At 70.1% G+C, this 20,397-nt stretch carries 18 protein-coding genes; 9 read left to right on the forward strand and 9 right to left on the reverse strand.

The window, feature by feature from the left end:
• Nucleotides 1-72 precede the first annotated feature (72 nt).
• The 5 genes from IWX63_RS12575 to secG all read left to right on the forward strand — a co-directional run bounded on the left by IWX63_RS12575 (nt 73) and on the right by secG (nt 4,489).
• Nucleotides 73-702, forward strand: coding sequence for a superoxide dismutase (locus IWX63_RS12575; RefSeq protein ID WP_199278515.1), 630 nt, complete (start codon nt 73-75; stop codon nt 700-702).
• A 262-nt stretch (nt 703-964) separates the two neighbouring features.
• Nucleotides 965-1,975 carry a type I glyceraldehyde-3-phosphate dehydrogenase gene (gene gap / locus IWX63_RS12580; protein ID WP_199278516.1) on the forward strand — a complete coding sequence of 337 codons (1,011 nt, stop codon included), beginning with the start codon at nt 965-967 and terminating at the stop codon, nt 1,973-1,975.
• Between the two features lie 12 nt (nt 1,976-1,987).
• Nucleotides 1,988-3,238 (forward strand): phosphoglycerate kinase, encoded by a 1,251-nt coding sequence (locus IWX63_RS12585; RefSeq protein WP_199278517.1) that lies wholly within the window; start codon nt 1,988-1,990, stop codon nt 3,236-3,238.
• A 130-nt stretch (nt 3,239-3,368) separates the two neighbouring features.
• The gene (gene tpiA / locus IWX63_RS12590; protein WP_199278518.1) at nt 3,369-4,184 is read left to right on the forward strand and encodes a triose-phosphate isomerase; all 816 of its coding nucleotides are present in this window, start codon (nt 3,369-3,371) and stop codon (nt 4,182-4,184) included.
• 53 nt (nt 4,185-4,237) lie between these two features.
• Nucleotides 4,238-4,489: a preprotein translocase subunit SecG gene (gene secG / locus IWX63_RS12595; protein WP_199278519.1), complete on the forward strand. Its 252-nt coding sequence runs from the start codon at nt 4,238-4,240 to the stop codon at nt 4,487-4,489.
• 84 nt (nt 4,490-4,573) lie between these two features.
• Here the strand turns inward: secG and pgl are convergent, their stop codons facing one another.
• The 6 genes from pgl to tkt are packed head-to-tail and all read right to left on the reverse strand — an operon-like array spanning nt 4,574 to nt 12,881.
• Nucleotides 4,574-5,392, reverse strand: coding sequence for a 6-phosphogluconolactonase (pgl, locus tag IWX63_RS12600; protein WP_199278520.1), 819 nt, complete (start codon nt 5,390-5,392; stop codon nt 4,574-4,576).
• The gene (locus IWX63_RS12605; protein WP_199278521.1) at nt 5,382-6,326 is read right to left on the reverse strand and encodes a glucose-6-phosphate dehydrogenase assembly protein OpcA; all 945 of its coding nucleotides are present in this window, start codon (nt 6,324-6,326) and stop codon (nt 5,382-5,384) included. Before IWX63_RS12605 ends, pgl begins: the two co-directional genes overlap by 11 nt.
• Nucleotides 6,323-7,867, reverse strand: coding sequence for a glucose-6-phosphate dehydrogenase (gene zwf / locus IWX63_RS12610; protein WP_199278522.1), 1,545 nt, complete (start codon nt 7,865-7,867; stop codon nt 6,323-6,325). The genes IWX63_RS12605 and zwf overlap by 4 nt, the downstream gene beginning before the upstream one ends.
• Nucleotides 7,868-7,869: 2 nt before the next feature.
• Nucleotides 7,870-9,519, reverse strand: coding sequence for a glucose-6-phosphate isomerase (locus IWX63_RS12615; protein WP_199278523.1), 1,650 nt, complete (start codon nt 9,517-9,519; stop codon nt 7,870-7,872).
• 5 nt (nt 9,520-9,524) lie between these two features.
• Nucleotides 9,525-10,634 carry a transaldolase gene (gene tal, locus IWX63_RS12620; protein ID WP_199278524.1) on the reverse strand — a complete coding sequence of 370 codons (1,110 nt, stop codon included), beginning with the start codon at nt 10,632-10,634 and terminating at the stop codon, nt 9,525-9,527.
• 60 nt (nt 10,635-10,694) lie between these two features.
• Entirely contained in the window at nt 10,695-12,881 is a 2,187-nt protein-coding gene (tkt, locus tag IWX63_RS12625; RefSeq protein WP_199278525.1) for a transketolase, read from the reverse strand.
• Between the two features lie 343 nt (nt 12,882-13,224).
• Between tkt and IWX63_RS12630 the strand changes: the two genes are divergently transcribed.
• Together IWX63_RS12630 and IWX63_RS12635 are read left to right on the forward strand one after the other, a co-directional pair.
• Nucleotides 13,225-14,169 (forward strand): heme o synthase, encoded by a 945-nt coding sequence (locus IWX63_RS12630; protein WP_199278526.1) that lies wholly within the window; start codon nt 13,225-13,227, stop codon nt 14,167-14,169.
• A 68-nt stretch (nt 14,170-14,237) separates the two neighbouring features.
• On the forward strand, nt 14,238-15,137 hold the full coding sequence (locus tag IWX63_RS12635; protein ID WP_199278527.1) for a dihydrodipicolinate synthase family protein: 900 nt from the start codon (nt 14,238-14,240) through the stop codon (nt 15,135-15,137).
• Between the two features lie 43 nt (nt 15,138-15,180).
• Here IWX63_RS12635 and IWX63_RS12640 read toward each other — a convergent pair whose 3' ends face one another.
• From IWX63_RS12640 to IWX63_RS12650, 3 genes are read right to left on the reverse strand one after another with little or no spacing between them, the layout of a single operon-like run.
• Nucleotides 15,181-16,152 (reverse strand): COX15/CtaA family protein, encoded by a 972-nt coding sequence (locus tag IWX63_RS12640; RefSeq protein WP_199278528.1) that lies wholly within the window; start codon nt 16,150-16,152, stop codon nt 15,181-15,183.
• A 4-nt stretch (nt 16,153-16,156) separates the two neighbouring features.
• Entirely contained in the window at nt 16,157-16,957 is an 801-nt protein-coding gene (locus IWX63_RS12645) for an ABC transporter permease (protein ID WP_199278529.1), read from the reverse strand.
• Nucleotides 16,954-17,904 (reverse strand): ABC transporter ATP-binding protein, encoded by a 951-nt coding sequence (locus tag IWX63_RS12650; RefSeq protein ID WP_334685849.1) that lies wholly within the window; start codon nt 17,902-17,904, stop codon nt 16,954-16,956. The genes IWX63_RS12645 and IWX63_RS12650 overlap by 4 nt, the downstream gene beginning before the upstream one ends.
• A 161-nt stretch (nt 17,905-18,065) precedes the next feature.
• Between IWX63_RS12650 and IWX63_RS12655 the strand changes: the two genes are divergently transcribed.
• Together IWX63_RS12655 and sufB are read left to right on the forward strand one after the other, a co-directional pair.
• The gene (locus IWX63_RS12655; RefSeq protein ID WP_199278642.1) at nt 18,066-18,923 is read left to right on the forward strand and encodes a helix-turn-helix transcriptional regulator; all 858 of its coding nucleotides are present in this window, start codon (nt 18,066-18,068) and stop codon (nt 18,921-18,923) included.
• A complete protein-coding gene (gene sufB, locus IWX63_RS12660) occupies nt 18,923-20,395 on the forward strand; it encodes a Fe-S cluster assembly protein SufB (RefSeq protein ID WP_199278530.1) in 1,473 nt (490 codons plus the stop codon). The genes IWX63_RS12655 and sufB overlap by 1 nt, the downstream gene beginning before the upstream one ends.
• The last annotated feature ends 2 nt before the right edge of the window (nt 20,396-20,397 follow it).

Raw genomic sequence — 20,397 nt, forward strand, 5'->3', positions numbered from 1 at the left:
GACACCTGCCGTCCGGACTCCCTGCGGGTCCGCCGACCGCGCGGGTGCCGAGATCACTACATGGAGGACTACGTGAGCGAATACGTACTGCCGGATCTTGACTACGACTACGCCGCCCTGGAACCGCACATCTCGGGCCGGATCATGGAACTGCACCACTCCAAGCACCAGGCCACCTACGTCAAGGGCGCCAATGACGCCCTCGCGCAGCTCGCCGAGGCCCGCGCAAAAGGCGAGTTCGGGACCATCCCGAAGCTCTCCAAGGACCTGGCCTTCCACGTCGGCGGTGTGATCAACCACAGCATCTTCTGGAAGAACATGTCCCCCGAGGGAGGCGACAAGCCCGAGGGCGAGCTCGCTGCTGCCCTGGACGACGCGTTCGGGTCCTTCGACGCGTTCCGTGCGCACTTCACCGCCGCGGCCACGTCGCTGCAGGGCTCCGGGTGGGCCGTCCTCGCCTACGAGCCGCTGGGCAGGAACATCGTCATCGAGCAGCTCTACGACCAGCAGGGCAACGTCCCCGTGGGCACCATCCCCCTGCTGATGCTCGACATGTGGGAGCACGCCTTCTACCTCGACTACGTCAACGTCAAGCCCGAGTACGTGAAGGCCTGGTGGAACCTGGTGAACTGGGCCGACGTGCAGGCGCGTTTCCAGGCGGCACGCACGGGGGCATCAACCCTCATCACCCCCGGGGCCTGACCGCCCTACCCGTCGGATGGGCCTCGCGCCCCTCCGGTCGGACGGCCGGCGTCACGAGTGCGTGGCGGGGGCCGCGCTGAGTAAGGTTGGAGCGGTGCAGGGACTCGCATCCCGGTACCGCTCCGGCGTACGCCGCCTCTGCAGGACCAGCAGGACCCGAGATTTTCGGCACGAAGGTGTGCCCGGTACAGATCTATTCGTCGCCGGCATCGCCCGAGAGGGGTCAGCAAGGCGGCACCACCTATGAAGGAGATGGAAACCAGTGACTACTCGCGTTGGAATCAATGGCTTCGGCCGCATCGGCCGCAACTACTTCCGTGCGGTCCTCGAGCAGGGAGCCGACCTCGAGATCGTCGCGGTCAACGACCTCACCAGCCCTGAGGCCCTCGCGCACCTGCTGAAGTACGACTCCGTCACCGGCCGGCTGAAGGCCTCCGTCGAGGTCGACGGCGGTGACCTCGTCGTCGGCGGCAAGCGCGTGAAGGTCCTGGCCGAGCGCGATCCCGCGAACCTGCCCTGGAAGGACCTCGGCGTCGACATCGTCATCGAGTCCACGGGGTTCTTCACGAAGGCCGCCGACGCGCAGAAGCACATCGACGCCGGGGCCAGGAAGGTCCTCATCTCCGCTCCCGCCTCCGACGAGGACCTCACCGTGGTGCTCGGCGTCAACGACGGCGACTACGACCCCGAGAACCACCACATCATCTCGAACGCCTCGTGCACCACGAACTGCCTGGGCCCCCTCGCCAAGGTCCTGAACGACTCCTTCGGGATCGAGCGCGGCCTCATGACGACCATCCACGCGTACACCGCCGACCAGAACCTGCAGGACGGCCCCCACAAGGACCTGCGCCGCGCGCGTGCCGCCGCGATCAACATGGTCCCCACCTCCACGGGTGCCGCCAAGGCCATCGGCCTCGTCCTCCCCGAGCTGAAGGGCAAGCTCGACGGCTACGCCATCCGCGTCCCCGTGCCCACCGGCTCCGCGACCGACCTCACGGTCACCGTGGGGCGCGAGGTCACGGCCGAGGAAGTCAACGCCGCCTACAAGGCTGCCGCGGCCGACGGCTCGCTCAAGGGCTACCTCTCCTACACGGAGGACCCCATCGTGTCCTCGGACATCGTGACGGACCCGGCGTCCTGCATCTTCGACTCCGGCCTGACCAAGGTCCTCGGCAACCAGGTGAAGGTCGTCGGCTGGTACGACAACGAGTGGGGTTACTCGAACCGCCTGGTCGACCTGACCGAAATCGTCGCTGCCAAGCTCTCCTAGGCGGTCCCGCCCGTGGCTTACGCATCGCTCGACGACCTCCTCGCCGAAGGGGTCCGGGGACGTCGTGTCCTCGTCCGCTCCGACCTCAACGTCCCCCTGGAGGGCGAGGTCCCGGACCTGTCGGTCACCGACGACGGCCGCGTGCGCGCGTCCCTGCCCGTTCTGCGCAAGCTGAGCGAGGCGGGGGCCGCCGTCATCGTCATGGCCCACCTCGGACGGCCGAAGGGCGCGCCCGAGCAGAAGTACTCGCTCAAGCCGGCGGCCGACGTCCTCCGGGACCTGGCGGACTTCCCCGTCATCCTGGCGCCCGACACCACGGGGGAGGGCGCCCGCAGCGCGGCCGCGGCCCTCTCCGACGGTGAGGTGCTCCTGCTGGAGAACGTGCGCTTCGATGCCCGTGAGACCAGCAAGGACGACGCCGAGCGTGCCGCATTCGCCCGTGAGCTCGCCGATCTGGCGGGCCCCGACGGGGCGTATGTGGACGACGCGTTCGGTGCCGTGCACCGCAGGCACGCGAGCGTGTTCGACGTCGCTGCCCTGCTCCCCGCCTATCAGGGCGACCTTGTGAAGGCCGAGCTAGTGGTCCTTGAGAAGCTGACGAAGGACCCGCAGCGGCCCTTCGTGGTGGTGCTCGGCGGGTCCAAGGTGTCCGACAAGCTCGCCGTGATCGAGAACCTGATCGGCACCGCCGACCGCATCCTCGTCGGCGGCGGCATGGTGTTCACGTTCCTCGCCGCCCAGGGCCACAAGGTCGGTGCGAGCCTCCTGGAGGAGGACCGGATCGAGACCGTGCGGGGCTACCTCGAGCGCGCGTCGCGGGACGGCACACAGTTCGTGCTGCCCACCGACATCGTCGTGGCCGAGAAGTTCGCGGCCGACGCAGGGTCCGGCGTGGCCGCCGCGGACGCCATCGAGGCGGGGGCCTTCGGCGCTGCGGGGATCGGGCTCGACATCGGCCCTGCGACCGGCCAGGACTTCGGCGCGAACATCGCCGAAGCGAAGACGGTGTTCTGGAACGGGCCCATGGGCGTCTTCGAGTTCGACGCCTTCGCGGACGGGACACGCGCCGTGGCGCAGGCCCTCGTCGACGCCCAGGCGAATGGCGCCCTGACCGTGGTCGGCGGCGGTGACTCCGCCGCGGCCGTGCGCGGCCTCGGCTTCACCGACGAGCAGTTCGGGCACATCTCCACGGGGGGCGGTGCCAGCCTCGAGTACCTCGAGGGCAAGGAGCTCCCCGGCCTGACCGCCCTCGCCCGCGACTAGCGGGACGATCCGGGTCAGGCCGCCAACGCAGGACCAGCCGCCCGGCCCCGGGTGCACAGGAATGGCGGGATCCGCCCGGCCCCGGCCGCGCGGATCCCGCCGCCATGGAACGAACAGATGGAGTACGACGATGACCACCTCGACCAACGGCGCCTTCGACCGCCGGCCGCTCATCGCGGGCAACTGGAAGATGAACCTGGACCACATGCAGGGCATCACCTTCCTGCAGAAGCTGGCCTGGACCCTGAAGGACGCGGGCCACGACTTCTCGCGCGTCGAGGTGTCCGTCTTCCCGCCGTTCACCGACCTGCGCGGTGTGCAGACCCTCGTCAAGGGTGACACCCTCGAGGTCGTGTACGGCGGACAGGATCTCTCCCCGGAGGATTCCGGCGCGTACACCGGCGACATCTCGGGGCAGTTCCTGGGCAAGCTCGACTGCACCTATGTGCTCGTCGGCCACTCGGAGCGCCGCACCATCCACTCCGAGTCGGACGAGCTGCTGAACCGCAAGGTGCAGGCGGCCTACCGCCACGGACTGGTCCCCGTCCTGTGCGTCGGCGAGGGGCTCGAGATCCGCCAGGCCGGGACGCACGTGGAGCACACCCTCGAGCAGCTCCGCCGGGGTGTGGCGGGGCTGTCGACCGAGCAGGCGGCGTCCCTCGTCGTCGCGTACGAGCCCGTCTGGGCGATCGGCACGGGAGAGGTCGCCGGACCCGAGGATGCGCAGGAGATGTGCGCCGCCCTCCGCGCCGAACTCGGTTCGCTGTTCGACACCGACACCGCCGCGAGGACCCGCCTCCTGTACGGAGGATCGGTGAAGGCGGCCAACGCGGCGAGCATCCTGAGGGAACGCGACGTGGACGGCGTCCTGGTGGGCGGCGCGAGCCTCGATGTATCCGAGTTTGCTAGTATTGTCAGGTTCGAACAGCATCTGGTGACAGACTAAGTTCCGTGCGCCGGCCGCTCCACCGAGCGGCTACCGAGCCTTGAAAGGGCCCCGTGGAAATCCTTCGTATCATCCTGCTCGTCCTGCTCGGGATCACCAGCCTCCTGCTGACCCTGCTGATCCTGCTCCACAAGGGACGCGGCGGTGGCATGTCGGACATGTTCGGCGGTGGCATGACCTCGAGCATGGGATCCTCCGGAGTGGCCGAGCGGAACCTCAACCGCTTCACCGTGGCGCTCGGGCTGGCATGGGGCGTCATCATCGTCGCCCTCGGCCTCATCCAGCGGTTCGCGGGCGAGTCCTAGACCGCCCCGCCACACTCCTCGTCCGACGACGAAGCCCCCGCTTCCAGCTGGAAGCGGGGGCTTCGTCGTCGTCCCGGGAACCCGTCAGTCGGACGTCCCGTCGTCGTCGTGGTCGATGAGGCGGCCGGGCAGCTTCTGTGCCGCGTCCTGGTCGATCAGCCACAGGGTCTTCTTCAGGCCCCGGGCCCCGGCGGCGGGAACCTGGACGTGTCCGGCTCCGGCCAGTGCCAGGCCCACCGCGCCGGCCTTGTCGCTGCCGCTGACCGAGAGCCACACCTCCTGCGCCGTGTTGATCGCCTCGAGGGTCAGCGAGACGCGCTGCGGCGGTGGCTTCGGCGCATCGGCGACGCCGACCGTCGTCTCGCCCCGCGTGCGGATCCCGGCCATCTCCGGGAAGAGGGACGCGACGTGCGCGTCCGGGCCGACACCCAGCAGGAGGACGTCGAAGCGGGGCAGGCGGGGATCGGGCTGCACGATGCCCTCGTCCGCGGCCAGTTCCGCCTGCGCCGCGGCCGCGAGCTGCTCCGCATAGTCGACGGCGGCGGCATCCTCGTCGTGGAACTCGTCCTTCGTGCCGAACTCGTGGATCTTCACGGGATCCACGGCGATGCGGTCCAGCAGGGCCGCGCGGGCCTGGACGGCGTTGCGCTCGGGGTCCTCGGCCCGCAGGAAGCGCTCATCACCCCACCAGAAGTGCACGTTGGCCCAGTCCACCGCCGTGTGCGCGGGGGATTCCGCCACGGCCTCGAGGGCAGCGGTGCCGATCGAGCCGCCCGTGAGCACCACGGTCGCGGTGCCCCGCTCACTCTGTACGTCCACGAGGCGGGTGATCAGCCGGGCGGCGACGGCCGCCGCGAGGGAGCCCTGGGTCGGATGGATGCTGACTTTCGGTTCAGCGCTCACTCGTTCGCACACTCCTCAGGTTGGTTCGGGCAAGGCCCTCGGTGATGACTTCGCCGAACACCTCGTCGGGGTCGAGGCGCCGCAGCTCCTCGGCGAGGCAGTCCCGCAGTCCGCGGCGCGGCAGGGAGATGCGCTGGACGGGCTGATGCGGCTGGTACAGCTCGGCGACGTCGTCGTCGGGGCGGTGCAGCTCGATGTCGCCGCCGCTCCGTGTCAGGCGCACGCGCTGGAGTCCGGTCCCGGTGGGGCCGGCGACGATCGTGACGGGGGCGTCGAGGGCCTTCGTGAGCCAGGCCGCCAGCAGCACGGTGCTGGGGGAGTCGCACGCTCCCTCGACGGTGACCGCGGTGACGGGCTGGTCGCCCTGCAGCTGGTCGAGGACCGCCGCGAGCTGGATCCGCCAGTTGGTCAGGCGCGTCCAGGCGAGGTCGGTGTCACCCGCCGCGTAGGTGCTGCTGATGTTGAACAGCGCCGCCGTCGGGTCCTTCTCGTTGGCCGAATCCGTGATCCGGCGGTGGGCGATGCTGCCGATCGAGGTCCGCGACGCGGCGTCCGGCACCCCGTGGGGCCACCACGCGACGATCGGCGCGTCCGGCAGCAGGAGTGCCGACACGAGGGACTCGTTCTCCTCCGAGAGTTCCCCGTAGCCGCGCAGGACGACGACCTCCGACGCCCCGGCGTCGCCGCCCACCCGGATCTGGGCGTCGAGCCGCGTCGGCTCGTCCGGGGATTCCCCGGCCAGGACGATGATGCGGCACGGGTGCTCCCGGCTCGCCTGGTTCGCGGCGTCGATCGCCTCCTCCTCGTAGCCGGAGCGGGTGATCACGACCAGCGTCAGCACGCGCCCGAGGGCGACGACGCCGCCGCTGTCCCGCAGGGCCATCAGTTCCTTCGACACCTTCGAGGTGGTGGTGTCGGGCAGTTCCACGATCATGGCCTTCTCCAGGTTCGTCCATCGGCTGCGAGCAGCTCGTCGGCGGATGCGGGCCCCCAGCTGCCCGGCACGTAGGCTTCCGGCTGGGCGTCGAGCGACGCCCAGTGCTTCTCGAACGGGTCGAGGATCTTCCAGGACAGCTCCACTTCCTGCTGGCGCGGGAAGAGCGGCGGTTCGCCGAGCAGGACATCGAGGATGAGCCGCTCGTACGCCTCGGGGCTGGACTCCGTGAAGGAGTGCCCGTAGCCGAAGTCCATGGTCACGTCACGGACTTCGGTCTGCGTCCCCGGGACCTTCGAGCCGAAGCGGATGGTCACGCCCTCGTCCGGCTGCACACGGATGACGACGGCGTTCTGCCCGAAGTCCTCATCGTGGTGGTCCTGGAACAGCAGGTTCGGCGCACGCTTGAACACCACGGCGATCTCCGTGACCCTGCGGCCGAGGCGCTTGCCGGCACGGAGGTAGAACGGCACCCCGGCCCAGCGGCGCGTATGGATGTCCAGGCGCAGCGCGGCGAAGCTCTCGGTGGCCGAGTCGGCGGGGATGCCGTCCTCCTCGAGGAACCCGTTGACGCGTTCTCCGCCCTGCCAGCCGGCCTCGTACTGGCCGCGGGCCGACCGGCCCGAGAGGTCCGAGGGCAGGACGACGGCGGCGAGCACCTTCTCCTTCTCGGCACGCAGGTGGTCGGCGTCGAAGGAGATCGGCTCCTCCATCGCCGTGAGCGCGAGGAGCTGGAGCAGGTGGTTCTGGATGACGTCGCGGGCGGCCCCGACGCCGTCGTAGTACCCCGCGCGGCTGCCGATCCCGATGTCCTCGGCCATGGTGATCTGGACGTGGTCGACATAGTTCGCGTTCCAGAGCGGCTCGAACAGCTGGTTGGCGAAGCGCAGCGCCAGGATGTTCTGCACCGTCTCCTTGCCGAGGTAGTGGTCGATCCTGAACACGGAGTCCGGGGGGAACACCTCCTCGACGATGCTGTTCAGTTCCCGGGCGGACTCGAGGTCGTGCCCGAAGGGCTTCTCGATGACCACGCGGCGCCACTGTCCGTCGTCGGGCTGGGCCAGGCCGTGCTCCGAGAGCTTCTGGCACACCGTCTCGAACGCGTTCGGGGGGATGGACAGGTAGAAGGCGTGGTTGCCGCGCGTCCCCCGGCTCTGTTCCAGCTCCTCGATGGTCTCCCGGAGGTTCTTGAACGCCTCGTCGTCGTCGAAGTTGCCCTGCACGAAGCGGATGCCCGCCGAGAGCTGCTTCCAGACCGTCTCGTTGAACGGCGTCCGGGCGTACTGCGTCACGGACTCGCGGACCTGCTCCACGAATTCCTCGTTCGACCATTCGCGGCGGCCGAAGCCCACCAGGCCGAAGCTCGGCGGCAGGAGCCCCCGGTTCGCGAGGTCGTAGACCGCAGGCATGAGCTTCTTGCGGGCGAGGTCCCCCGTCACCCCGAACAGGATCAGGGAGGAGGGCCCGGCGATCCGGCTCAGCCGGCGGTCGCGCGGATCCCGCAGGGGGTTGGAGGCTTTCGCCGTGGTGCTGTCAGGCATGCTCAGCCGTTCTCGTGGTGACCCTGGCCGGGTCCGGTGAGGGTGGAGATGACGTCCCGCAGCTGTGCGACGCCCGCCGCGCGGTCCGTCAGGTGCAGGCGGAGGACAGGACGGCCGTGATCGGCGAGCACCTGGGCGTCACCGGCTGCCTGCGCGGTGATGAGCTCCCCGAAGGTGAAGGGGCGCCCGGGGATCGTCAGGTCGGCGGCGGCCGCCCCGGTCAGCTGCAGGTAGACGCCGATGGGGGAGCCGCCCTTGTGGTACTGGCCGGTCGAGTGCAGGAAGCGCGGACCCCAGCCGAAGGTGACCGGACGGCCGGTGGCTGCTGCGAGCGGGGCGCGGACGGCCTCGAGGTCCGCCTGGCTGTGGCGGTCCAGGTAGGCCTGGACGGAGAGGTAGCCGTTCACCGGGAGGGTGGCGAGGAGCGCCTGGAGCGCTTCGGAGACCGTCTTGGAGGGGCCGAGGAGGTCGGCGTCGCCGCGGACCTCGACCACTCCGTCGACGAAGGCGGCGGGGGCCGCCTCCGGCTGCGCGTCGAGCAGGCCGCGGGCCGCCTTCTTGGCTGCCTCGACATCGGGCTGGTCGAACGGGTTGATGCCGAGCAGGCGGCCCGCGACGACGACCGCGTACTCCCAGACGAACATCTGGCTGCCGAGGGTGCCGCTGACGGTGACGTGCGTGCCCCCGGTGGGCTCGTCCTCGGGCGCCTCGTCGATCGGGGCGAGGAACACGGGCAGGACGTCGTCCGCCACGTCCGCCAGTTCCGGCGCGTCGCCGGAGGCGACGACGGGGAGCAGGCCGGTGCCGAGCTTGCCGGTCGATTCGGCGATGAGCTGCTCGGCCCAGTCGGCGAATCCGGGCAGGCCCGAACCTGCATCCGCGAAGACGATCTTGTCCCGCAGCGGGAGGGTCCCGCCCAGGACGGCGCCGAGCTGAAGGCCCACGTTGTCGTCGACGTCGTCACCCAGGAACTCCGCGCTGTCCTCCGCGTCCGTCAGCAGCGTCTCGATGTCCGCGCCGGCGAGGCCGGACGGCACCAGCCCGAATGCGGTGAGTGCCGAGTAGCGGCCGCCGACGCCGGGGTCGGCGTTGAAGACCTTCCGATAGCCGGCCTTCCGCGACGCCTCGTCCAGGGGGGACCCGGGGTCGGTGACGATGATGATGCGCGAGGCCGCGTCGATGCCGGCGTCCGTGAACGCCTGCTCGAACAGCCGGCGCTGCGAATCGGTCTCGACCGTGGACCCCGACTTCGAGGACACGACGATCGCGGTGCGCTGCAGGTCCTCCACGAGGGCTGCGCGCACCTGGTCGGGGTCGGTGGCGTCCAGGACCACGAGCGGGACGCCGGCCTCCCTGGTGATGACCTCCGGCGCGAGCGAGGAGCCGCCCATGCCGCAGAGGACGATCCGGTCGACGCCCTCGGCTGCGAGGTCGGCGCGGAGTGCCGCGATCTCCGGCAGGAGCGCGCGCGAGCCGTTGAACAGGTCGATCCACCCCAGGCGGACCGAGGCCTCCGGCTCGGCCTCCCTGCCCCAGAGTGTCGCGTCCTTCGCCATCAGGCGGGAGGCGAAGCGGTCCTTCACGAGCGCCGGCACGGCGGATTCGACCGCCGCGAGGGCGGCACCGGTGGCGGTGAGTGCGAATGAGCCCATCGGGATCAGCCCTCCGCTGCGTCGAGGGCGGCCTGGACGGTCTCGAGGAGCTCGGTCCAGCTGGTGACGAACTTGTCGAGGCCTTCGGTCTCGAGCTGCTCGACGACCTCGTCGTAGGAGATACCGATCGCGTCGAGCCGGTTCAGGGTCTCGTTGGAATCGTCGTAGCTGCCGCTGACGGTGTCGCCCTCGACGACGCCGTGGTCCGCCATGGCCTCGAGCGTCTTCTCGGGCATCGTGTTGACGACGTTCGGCGCGACGAGGCCCGTGACGTAGAGCGTGTCCGGGAGGTTCGGGTCCTTGACGCCCGTCGACGCCCAGAGGGGGCGCTGCGCGTTGCCGCCGGCGGCCTTCAGGACCTGCCAGCGCTCCGAGGAGAATTGCTCCTCGAAGATCTGGTAGGCGAGGCGGGCGTTCGCGAGGCCCGCCTTGCCCTTGAGCGCCTTCGCCTCGTCCGTGCCGATCGCATCGAGGCGTGCATCGACCTCGGCGTCCACCCGCGAGACGAAGAAGGACGCGACAGAGGTGATCTTCGAGAGGTCGTGGCCGTTCTCGCGGGCCTGCTCGAGGCCCAGCATGAAGGCGTTGATGACGGCGCGGTAGCGCTCGAGGGAGAAGATCAGGGTGACGTTGACGCTGATGCCGGCGGCCAGGGTCGCGGTGATCGCTTCCAGGCCCTCCACGGTCGCGGGGATCTTGATGAGGACGTTGGTGCGCTGCACCTTGGCGTGCAGTCGCTTGGCCTCGGCCACGGTCCCCGCGGTGTCGCGGGAGAGCCGCGGGTCGACCTCGATGGAGACGCGACCGTCGGCGCCGTTGGTGCGCTTGGCCTCCGCCGCGAAGATGTCGCAGGCCTGGGCCACGTCGTGGGTGGTGATGTCGAAGACGGCCTGGTCGACGTCCGCGCCGGCTTCCGCGAGGGCGCCCACCTGGGAGGCGTAGGACTCGCCCTTCTTCAGGGCCGCCGCGAAGATGCTCGGGTTGGTGGTGACGCCGACGACGTCGAGGTCCTCGATGAGGTGCTTGAAGGCGCCCGAGTTGATGCGCTCCCGGGAGAGATCGTCGAGCCAGATGGATACGCCGGCGGCCGAGAGATCGGCTGTGGGGGTTGTCATGATGTGTGCTCCTTGTCCGCTGCCGCGGAAGATGTGTGCTGGACGGGTGGAACGGGGGAGTTACTGCTGGTCGCCGGTCTCCGTTGCGCGGTGGCCCGACGGCAGGGCCGGGGAGCCGTTGGGGGCCAGGGGATCGGCGGCCACCGCCTCGAGGGAGTCCTTCGCGGCGGCGACGACGGCCTCCGCCGTGATGCCGAACTCGCGGTACAGGGTCTTGTAGTCGGCGGACGCGCCGAAGTGCTCGAGGGACACGATGCGTCCGGCGTCGCCGACTATCCCGTGCCAGCTCTGCGCGACGCCCGCCTCGACGGACACGCGGGCCCGGACCGTGCGGGGGAGGACGCTCTCGCGGTAGCCGGCGTCCTGGGCGTTGAACCATTCGAGGCACGGCATCGACACGACGCGGGCCGAGATGCCCTGCGCCTCGAGGGCCGTGCGGGCCTCCACGGCGAGCTGCACCTCGGAGCCGGTGCCGACGAGGATGACGTCGGGGGAGCCGTCCGTCGCCTCGGCGAGCACGTAGCCGCCCTTCGCGACGCCCTCGGCCGAGCCGAACGTCCCGCCCTCGGCGGCACCCTCGCCCCGCTCGTAGGTGGGGATGTTCTGGCGCGTCAGGACGAGGCCGGCCGGGTTCTCGGTGTTCTCCAGGATGGTGCGCCAGGCGACGGCGACCTCGTTCGCGTCACCCGGTCGGACGACGTCGAGCCCGGGGATGGTGCGCAGCGAGGAGAGCTGCTCGACGGGCTGGTGCGTGGGGCCGTCCTCGCCCAGTCCGATGGAGTCGTGGGTCCAGACGTAGATGGCCGGGACGCCCATGAGGGCGCCGAGGCGCACGGCGGGCCGCTGGTAGTCGCTGAAGATGAGGAAGGTGCCGGAGAAGGCACGCGTGCTGCTGTGCATCACGATGCCGTTGACGATCGCGGCGGCAGCGTGCTCGCGGATGCCGAAGTGCAGCACACGACCGTACTGGTTGCCGGACCAGGACTTGGTCTGGCGGCTCTCGGGGATGAACGACGGCGACCCCTCGATCGTCGTGTTGTTCGACTCCGCGAGGTCGGCGCTGCCGCCCCACAGCTCGGGGAGTGCGGGGCCGATCGCGGTGAGGACCTTGCCGGACGCGGCGCGCGTGGACATGTCCTTGCCCGCCTCGAACGTCGGCAGGCTCTCCTCCCAGCCCTCGGGCAGGGTGCGGGTCTGGATGCGCTCGAGCAGGGCGGCCTCGTCGGCGTGCGCGGCCTTCCAGGCGTCGAAGCCCTCCTGCCATTCGCTGTGCGCCTCGGAGCCGCGCCGGACGACCCCGCGTGCGTGCTCGAGGACCTCGGGGTCGACGTCGAAGTGGTTGGCGGGGTCGAAGCCGAGGGCTTCCTTCAGGGCGGCGACCTCGTCCGCGCCGAGGGCCGAGCCGTGGATCTTGCCGGTGTTCTGCTTGTTCGGCGCCGGGTACCCGATGATGGTCCGCAGCGACACGATGCTGGGCCTGGAGGTCTCGTTCCTGGCCGCGACGAGGGCGGAGTACAGCTCCGCGACGTCCTCGACGTACTCGCCGGTCTTCGTCCAGTCGACGCGCTGCGTGTGCCAGCCGTAGGCCTCGTAGCGCTTGAGGACGTCCTCGGTGAACGCGATGTCGGTGTCGTCCTCGATGGAGATGTGGTTCTCGTCGTAGAGCACCACGAGGTTGCCGAGCTGCTGGTGGCCGGCGAGCGAGGACGCCTCGGAGGTCACGCCCTCCTGCAGGTCGCCGTCGGAGGCGATGACCCAGATGGTGTGGTCGAAGGGGCTGGTGCCCGCGGGGGCGTCGGCGTCGAACATGCCGCGCTGGCGGCGCTGGCCGTAGGCGAAGCCGACCGAGGTCGCGAGGCCCTGGCCGAGGGGGCCCGTGGTGATCTCCACGCCCTTGGTGTGGCGGTACTCGGGGTGGCCGGGGGTGAGGGAGCCCCAGGTGCGCAGGGCCTTCAGGTCATCGAGCCCGAGCCCGTAGCCCGACAGGAAGAGCTGGATGTAGAGGGTGAGCGAGGTGTGGCCGGGGGAGAGGACGAAGCGGTCGCGTCCCGTCCACTCGGGATCCGACGGATCGTGCCGCATGAGCTTCTGGAACAGGAGGTAGGCTGCCGGAGCGAGGCTCATGGCCGTCCCCGGGTGCCCGTTGCCCACCTTCTCGACGGCGTCCGCCGCGAGGATGCGGACCGTGTCGACCGCCTTCCGGTCGAGGTCGGTCCAGGTCAGTTCCTGCTCATGCGTCTGTGGCACGTTTCCGGGCCCTCTCTGTCCGGAACGGCCATCGACGGGAGAGTGCCTCCAGGCACGCCGTCGGGCTGGCCGTTCACCAATGAATCCTGCGAATTTCAGCTCCGACCGGGAACAGCACTGAGCCGGGACCACTTATTCCGGGCATACTTCCGCAGCGGGCTTTCCATCCCACACTATCCCGTCCGGCCTGCCGAGGGACGTGGGAGTCGAACAATGTCGTCCGTCACAGTCCGTGGCCGCGAGGGGAGGCGGAGGCGCAGGATCCTCCCACCGATTTCTACAGAACGTAAAAGGGTATGATGGAGCTTGTCTTTTACTCCGGAAGAAACGAAAGTGTTGCCTTGTGAAGACCCAGCAGGCTCCTGCTCCGGCACGTCCCCCGCAGGCCCGTCAGGGTTTCGGTCGCAAAGCGAAGGCCTACCTCGCGCTGACCAAGCCTCGCGTGATCGAGCTTCTCCTGGTGACCACCCTCCCCACCATGATCTTCGCGCAGGGGGGATTCCCTCCGGTCGGCCTGATCCTGGCCACCATGGTCGGCGGCGCCCTCGCGGCGGGGAGCGCCGGCGCGTTCAACTGCTACATCGACCGTGACATCGACAAGCTGATGCACCGCACGGAGAACCGGCCGCTCGTCACCGGCGAGGTGACGCCACGGGAGGCGCTCGTCTTCTCCTGGATCCTCGGCGTCGTCGCGATCGCCGTGCTCTGGTTCGGAGCGAACCCGCTCGCCGGGATGCTGGGCGTCGCGGCGATCTTCCTCTACGTGGTCGTCTACACGCTCGTCCTCAAGCGACGCACGTCGCAGAACATCGTCTGGGGCGGCGCTGCCGGCTGCATGCCCGTCCTGATCGCCTGGGCCGCGGTCACCAACGCGATCGAGTGGCCCGCCGTCGTGCTGTTCCTCATCATCTTCCTCTGGACGCCCCCGCACTACTGGCCACTGTCCATGAAGTACAGCGACGACTACAACGCCGCCAACGTGCCGATGCTCGGCGCGATCGCCGGTGCCCGCGCGGTCTCCGTCCAGGTGGTCCTGTACGCGTGGGCCATGGTGGCCTGCTCGCTCCTCCTGATCCCGGCCGGCGCGGGCTGGGTCTACACGGTCGCCGCGATCGCCGGCGGCGCCTGGTTCATCCGCGAGTCCCACCGGTTGCACTCACTCGCCCACCGCGGAGAGCTGCACCCGAAGGCCGCGATGAAGGTCTTCCACGGCTCGATCAGCTACCTGACGGTCCTCTTCCTCGCCCTGGCCATCGATCCCTTCGTCGGGACGGCAGTCCTGTCCTGATCCGGACATGCCGGCTTCATTTTGGAGTCCCGGCCTGATCAGGGGGCGCTGGCCCTAGGCTTGCACCCATGGACTTCACCGGCCTGATCGCCTACCCCCTCACCCCGTTCCTCCCGGACGGCTCCGTGTCCTTCGCGGACCTCCGCGGACTCGCGGACGGACTCGCCTCCTCCGGCGTCGATGCACTGACGGTCCTCGGCTCCTCCGGGAGCTTCGCCTACCTCGACCGCGGCGAGCGGGCCCGGGTGGCGCGCACCGCCATCGAGGCCGTCGACGGTCGGCTGCCCGTGGCCGTGGGCATCAGCTCGGTCGGCACACGCGAGGTGCTCGACGCCGCGACGGACGCGCAAGCGGCGGGAGCGGCCGGCCTGGTGCTGTCCCCGGTGTCCTACGTCCCCCTCACCGACGACGAGGTCCTGGCGCAGGTCCGCGCGGTGGACGAGGCGACGGACCTGCCGATCTGCCTCTACAACAATCCGGGCACCACGCAGTTCGACTACTCGCTGCAGGTGGTGGCCGAACTGTCTGCCCTGCCGGATGTCGTCGCGTTCAAGGACACCGCCGCGGATGCCCCGAGCTTCAACGCCCGGTACGCCGAACTGGCCCGGCTCGTCTCCGCGCCGTTCAGCCATGGCGTGAGCGGCGACCTCCTGATGATGACCGGCGAGGTCGCGGCCGACGCCTGGCACAGCGGGCCGGCGGCACTCCTGCCGGACTACTACTCCCGGCTCCGTGCGGCCGTCGTCGCCGGGGACCGGGCGGAGACCGAGCGGGTCCGCCATGTGCTCGCGCCCCTCGTGGACCACGTGGCCGGGCTGCGCAGGATCAGCGGCCTCCACCTCCTGGCCCGGGCCTGCGGCATCGCCGCCGGGGATCCCCGCCCGCCCCTGCTGCCCAGCCCGGGCTCCGAGCTGCGCGAACTCGGGCGGCTCCTCGACGTCCTCGAGGCGGAGTTCGACGACGACTGACCGGTGACGTGGCCGGTGGGGTGGGGAGGGTACTGCGCCGACCCTAGGAGACGGCCTGCGGAACCCTGGTCCCGGCCGGCGTCCCCGGGAGGGTCTTCCGCGTGGTCCCGGTGTACTGGGCGTGGACGGCCGCGGCCATGAGCAGCGACGCGCCGAGCATGTGCAGCGCCACGAGCGCGATGGGCAGGTGGAGGAAGTGCTGCACGTATCCGATGGCGCCCTGGACCAGCACGATCGCGGCGAGCAGGACCAGCGCCCTGCGCAGCTTCGCGTGGACGCCGGACCGGTAGGCGACGACGACGGCGAGGGCCACCGTGGCGACCAGCAGGTACACCGGGAGGGCGTGCAGGCGTGTCACGAGGTCGGAGTCCAGCCCGTTGCGGGCGGCCCCGTGGTCGCCGGCGTGCGGGCCGGACCCCGTCACGACGACGCCGAGCAGGATCGTGATCGACGTGAGGACGGTCGAGGTCAGCAGGAGCTGGCGCAGCAGCGGCGGTGCGGCAGGCGCGCGCCCGGCCCGGTACTGCTCCGTGTCGAGCCGGGCCCGGTTGACGAGCACTGTCGCGACGGCCACGAGGATCATGGAGACGACGAAGTGCAGCCCCACGACCCAGGGGTTCAGTCCCGTCCACACGGTGATGCCACCGATGACCGCCTGCGCCGGGATGCCCAGGAACAGGCCGATCGACAGGCGGAACAGGTCCTTGCGCTCCCGCCGCATGCCCAGGACGGAGGCGATCATGGCCACGGCGATGAGGACGAGGACGAAGGTCAGGAGCCGGTTGCCGAACTCGATCACCCCGTGGAAGCCCATCTCCGGCGTGGTGACGATCGAGTCCGCCGTGCAGCGCGGCCACTCCGGGCAGCCGAGCCCCGAGGCGGTGAGGCGCACGGCGCCACCGGTCACCACGATGGCGATCTGCGAGACGAGGGAGGCGACGGCCAGCCGCCGCACGAGCGGGGTGGTGGTGCGGGGAAGGGCGTCCGTGAGGCGGGAGAGCGCGGGAAGAGTCATGCTGTCAGCTCCATTTGAACCAGCGGATGGCCGCCAGGCTAGCGAGGGCGGCCCAGGCGAGGAGCACGAGGCACGCGAAGGGATCGAGGACGCCGTTCACCAGGGCGGTCCTGAGGCCGTCTCCCAGGGCGGCGGAGGGCAGGACGGAGATGAACGGTTCGGCGGCAGCGGGGAGGCTCGCTGCCGGGATGATCACGCCGCCCGCGGCCGCGAGCAGGATCCAGACGAGGTTGGTGACCGCGAGCGTCGCCTCGGGCCGGAGGGTGCCGGCCACGAGGAGCCCGAGCGCGGTGAAGGCCGCCGAGCCGAGAAGCAGCAGCAGTGCCGCGGGCAGGATCCCCGCCGGCGCCGGCGACCAGCCCATGAGGGCGGCGGCACCGCCGATCACCACGAGCTGGACGGCGAGCACGACGGCGACCGCGACGGCCTTGCCGAGGATCAGCCCCGACCGGCCGAGCGGCGTCGTCGACAGGAAGCGCAGCACGCCGTAGCGGCGATCGAACCCCGTCGCGATGCCCTGGCCCGTGAAGGCCGTGGACATGGTGCAGAGGGCGAGGACGCCGGGAGCGGCGATGTCGATCCGGTCCGGTCCGTAGGCATCCAGCAGCGGGGTGATGACCAGGGCCGTGAGCGCCAGGAGCGGCAGCACGATCGCAAGGACGAGCTGCTCCCCGTTGCGGAGCATGGCGAGGGCCTCGTAGGCGCCGTGGCGCAGCACCCGCCGGGGCAGCGAGGCCGCGGTCCCGCCGATCGGGGCGACGGCCCGGGCCGGGGTGCCGGCGGGGACCGGTGCGTCGAGGGTCATCGGATGCTCCGTCCGGAGATGTCGAGGAAGACGTCCTCGAGCGAGCGCGGTGCCATGGAGATGGATGTGGGCATCACACCGCAGGCGTCCCACCACCGCGCCAGCTGGGCGACGTCGTCGGCCGTGAGCGGTCCCCGGAGGACGTACTGCCCCGGCTCCGTCTCGCGCTGGAGCAGATGGGGGAGGAGGCCGGGCGGGAACGACAGGCCCGGTACGGTCTCGAAGCGCAGCTCGCGCGTGCCGTCGGACTCGGTGTCCGCCGTGAGCTCGGCGACGGTGCCCTCGGCGACGGTGCGGCCGCCCTCGATGATGTAGACGTAGTCGGCGAGCCTCTGCGCGTCATCGAGCAGGTGGGTGGTGAGGATGACGGCCAGGCCGTCGGCGCGGAGCTCCCGGATGAGGTCGAACACGATGGTGCGGGACTGCGGGTCGAGGCCGGCACTCGGCTCGTCCAGGAAGACCACCTCGGGGCGTCCCACCAGGGCGCAGGCGAGGGCGAGGCGCTGCTTCTGCCCGCCGGAGAGCCGCCGGATGGAGACGGCGCCGAACCCGTCGAGGCCCAGGTGCTCCGCCAGGGCGTCGACCGGCAGGGGATCCGCGTACATGGACGCGACGTGGCGCAGGAGGGCGAGCGGACGCACCGACGGCGGGAGCCCGCCGTCCTGCAGCATCACCCCGACGCGCGCCCGCAACTGCGGCGTGGCCCGGTACGGATCCTCGCCGAGCAGCCGCACATGGCCACCGTTGGCACGCTGCAGCCCCTGCGCGCATTCGAGGGTCGTCGTCTTGCCGGCGCCGTTGGCTCCCAGCAGGACGGTGACGGCGCCGTGCTCTGCCCGCAGGCTGACGCCGTCGAGCACGCGGACCATCCGGCCGTCGAGGGCGCCCACCGGGCCGAAGTCCTTGACGAGACCATCGATCTCGAGGGCGGGGGAAGATGTCGGCACCCGATTATTCTACGGCAGGTAGTAGGCGGGACGCCGGGGCCGATGGGTAGCCTCGCCTAAGTGGTGGGGCGGAATACATTAGGTCATGCTTATGTTGTGTATTTTGTCGCCGACGGAGGGAATGGATCGTGACCGCATCACCCCGCGCCGTCCCGGCGGCCATCTCCCCTGACGTCCGGACGCCGGGTCGCACGGCCCAGATCGTGTCGCCGGACTCCGACGAGCGGACCCGGGACCGGGTCCTGTCGGCGGTCCTCGAACGCGGCCCCGTCAGCGCCGCCGAGCTCGGCGACCGCCTCGGGTTCACGCCCGCCGCCATGCGGCGCCACCTGGACGCGCTCTCCTCCGACGGCCTCATCGAGGTCAAGCGGGTGCGCGGATCGGCCACCGGCGCGGGCCGCCCGGCCCGGCGCTACGTGCTCAGCCGGCGCGGCCAGTCCAAGATGGGCAACGACTACCTCGACATCGCGGTCGCAGCGCTCGCCCGGCTCGGCGAGGCGGCGGGCCCGGAAGCCATCGAGGAATTCGCCCGGACGCGGTTCTCCGGCATGGAGGAGCGGTACCGGCCGATCGTCGAGGCCGCGGGCCCCGACCTCGCCGACCGGGCGCACGCCCTCGCGGGTGCCCTCACCACGGACGGCTTCGTCGGATCCACCAAGACGGTGGGCCTCCCTCAGGGAGGCGGACCCCGGACGGTGCCGGCGACCCGCCCGGTGATGCTCAGCGTGCAGCTGTGCCAGGGTCACTGCCCCATCCAGGGACTGGCGTCGGCGTTCCCCGCATTCTGCGACCAGGAGACCGGCGTCTTCGCCCGCCTGCTCGGCGTCGACGTCCGGCGGCTCTCCACCCTTGCCGGCGGCGGGCACGTCTGCACCACCCACATTCCCCTGGGACGGACGACGGCGGCCCCGGCCGCGCCGGTCGACCCGGACGCACCCGGACCCGCGCAGGCGGTCCCGGACACCGCTCCACCCAGCAATCCAGCAACGTTATCCATCCATCAGCAAGGAAGGCCGTGATGACGGATCAAGTAGACCGCAAGCCAGCTGCATCGGCAGTGCCGGAGTCGGTGATCAGCGACATCCTCGAGAAGAACCCCGAGCTCGAGGGCATCGGGACCTACCAGTACGGCTGGGCGGACAAGAACGAGGCGAGCGACAACGCGCGCCGCGGCGTCAGCGAGGACGTCGTCCGCGACATCTCCGCCAAGAAGAACGAGCCCCAGTGGATGCTCGATCTCCGCCTGAAGGGCCTCAAGTACTTCGACCGCAAGCCCATGCCCGCCTGGGGCGCAGACCTCTCCGGCATCGACTTCGACAACATCAAGTACTTCGTGCGCTCTACCGAGAAGCAGGCGAACACGTGGGAGGACCTCCCCGAGGACATCCGGAACACGTATGAGAAGCTCGGCATCCCCGAAGCCGAGCGTGCGCGCCTGGTCTCCGGCGTCGCGGCCCAGTACGAGTCCGAGGTGGTCTACCACCAGCTCCGCGAGGACCTCGAACGCCAGGGCGTCCTGTTCCTGGACACCGATACCGCGCTGCGCGAGCACCCGGAGATCTTCAAGGAGTACTTCGGCTCGATCATCCCCGTGGGCGACAACAAGTTCGCGTCGCTGAACACCGCCGTCTGGTCGGGCGGCTCGTTCGTCTACGTGCCCAAGGGCGTCCACGTCGAGATCCCCCTGCAGGCCTACTTCCGCATCAACACGGAGAACATGGGCCAGTTCGAGCGGACGCTGATCATCGCGGACGAGGACTCCTACGTGCACTACATCGAGGGCTGCACCGCCCCGATCTACACCTCCGACTCCCTGCACTCGGCCGTCGTCGAGATCGTGGTGAAGAAGGGCGCCCGCGTCCGCTACACCACCATCCAGAACTGGTCGAACAACGTGTACAACCTGGTGACCAAGCGCGCCATCGCCCACGAGGGCGCCACCATGGAGTGGATCGACGGCAACATCGGTTCCAAGGTCACCATGAAGTACCCCGCCGTGTACCTCGTCGGTGAGCACGCCAAGGGCGAGACGCTCTCGATCGCCTTCGCCGGTGAAGGGCAGCACCAGGACACGGGATCGAAGATGGTCCACATCGCGCCCAACACCAAGTCCTCGATCATCTCGAAGTCCGTGGCGCGCGGCGGCGGACGTGCCGCCTACCGGGGGCTCGTCCAGGTACGGGAGGGGGCCAGGCACTCGGCCAACACCGTCCGCTGTGACGCGCTGCTGGTGGACACCATCTCGCGCTCGGACACCTACCCGTACGTGGACATCCGCGAGGACGACGTCACCATGGGCCACGAGGCCACCGTGTCGCGCGTCAGCGAGGAGCAACTGTTCTACCTCATGTCCCGCGGGCTCCCCGAGGACGAGGCCATGGCGATGATCGTGCGCGGCTTCATCGAGCCGATCGCCCGGGAACTGCCGATGGAGTACGCGCTCGAGCTGAACCGGCTGATCGAACTGCAGATGGAAGGGGCCGTGGGCTAGCA

It is taken from the genome of Arthrobacter sp. CAN_A2 (assembly GCF_015752045.1).
Taxonomy (GTDB): Bacteria; Actinomycetota; Actinomycetes; order Actinomycetales; family Micrococcaceae; genus Arthrobacter_D.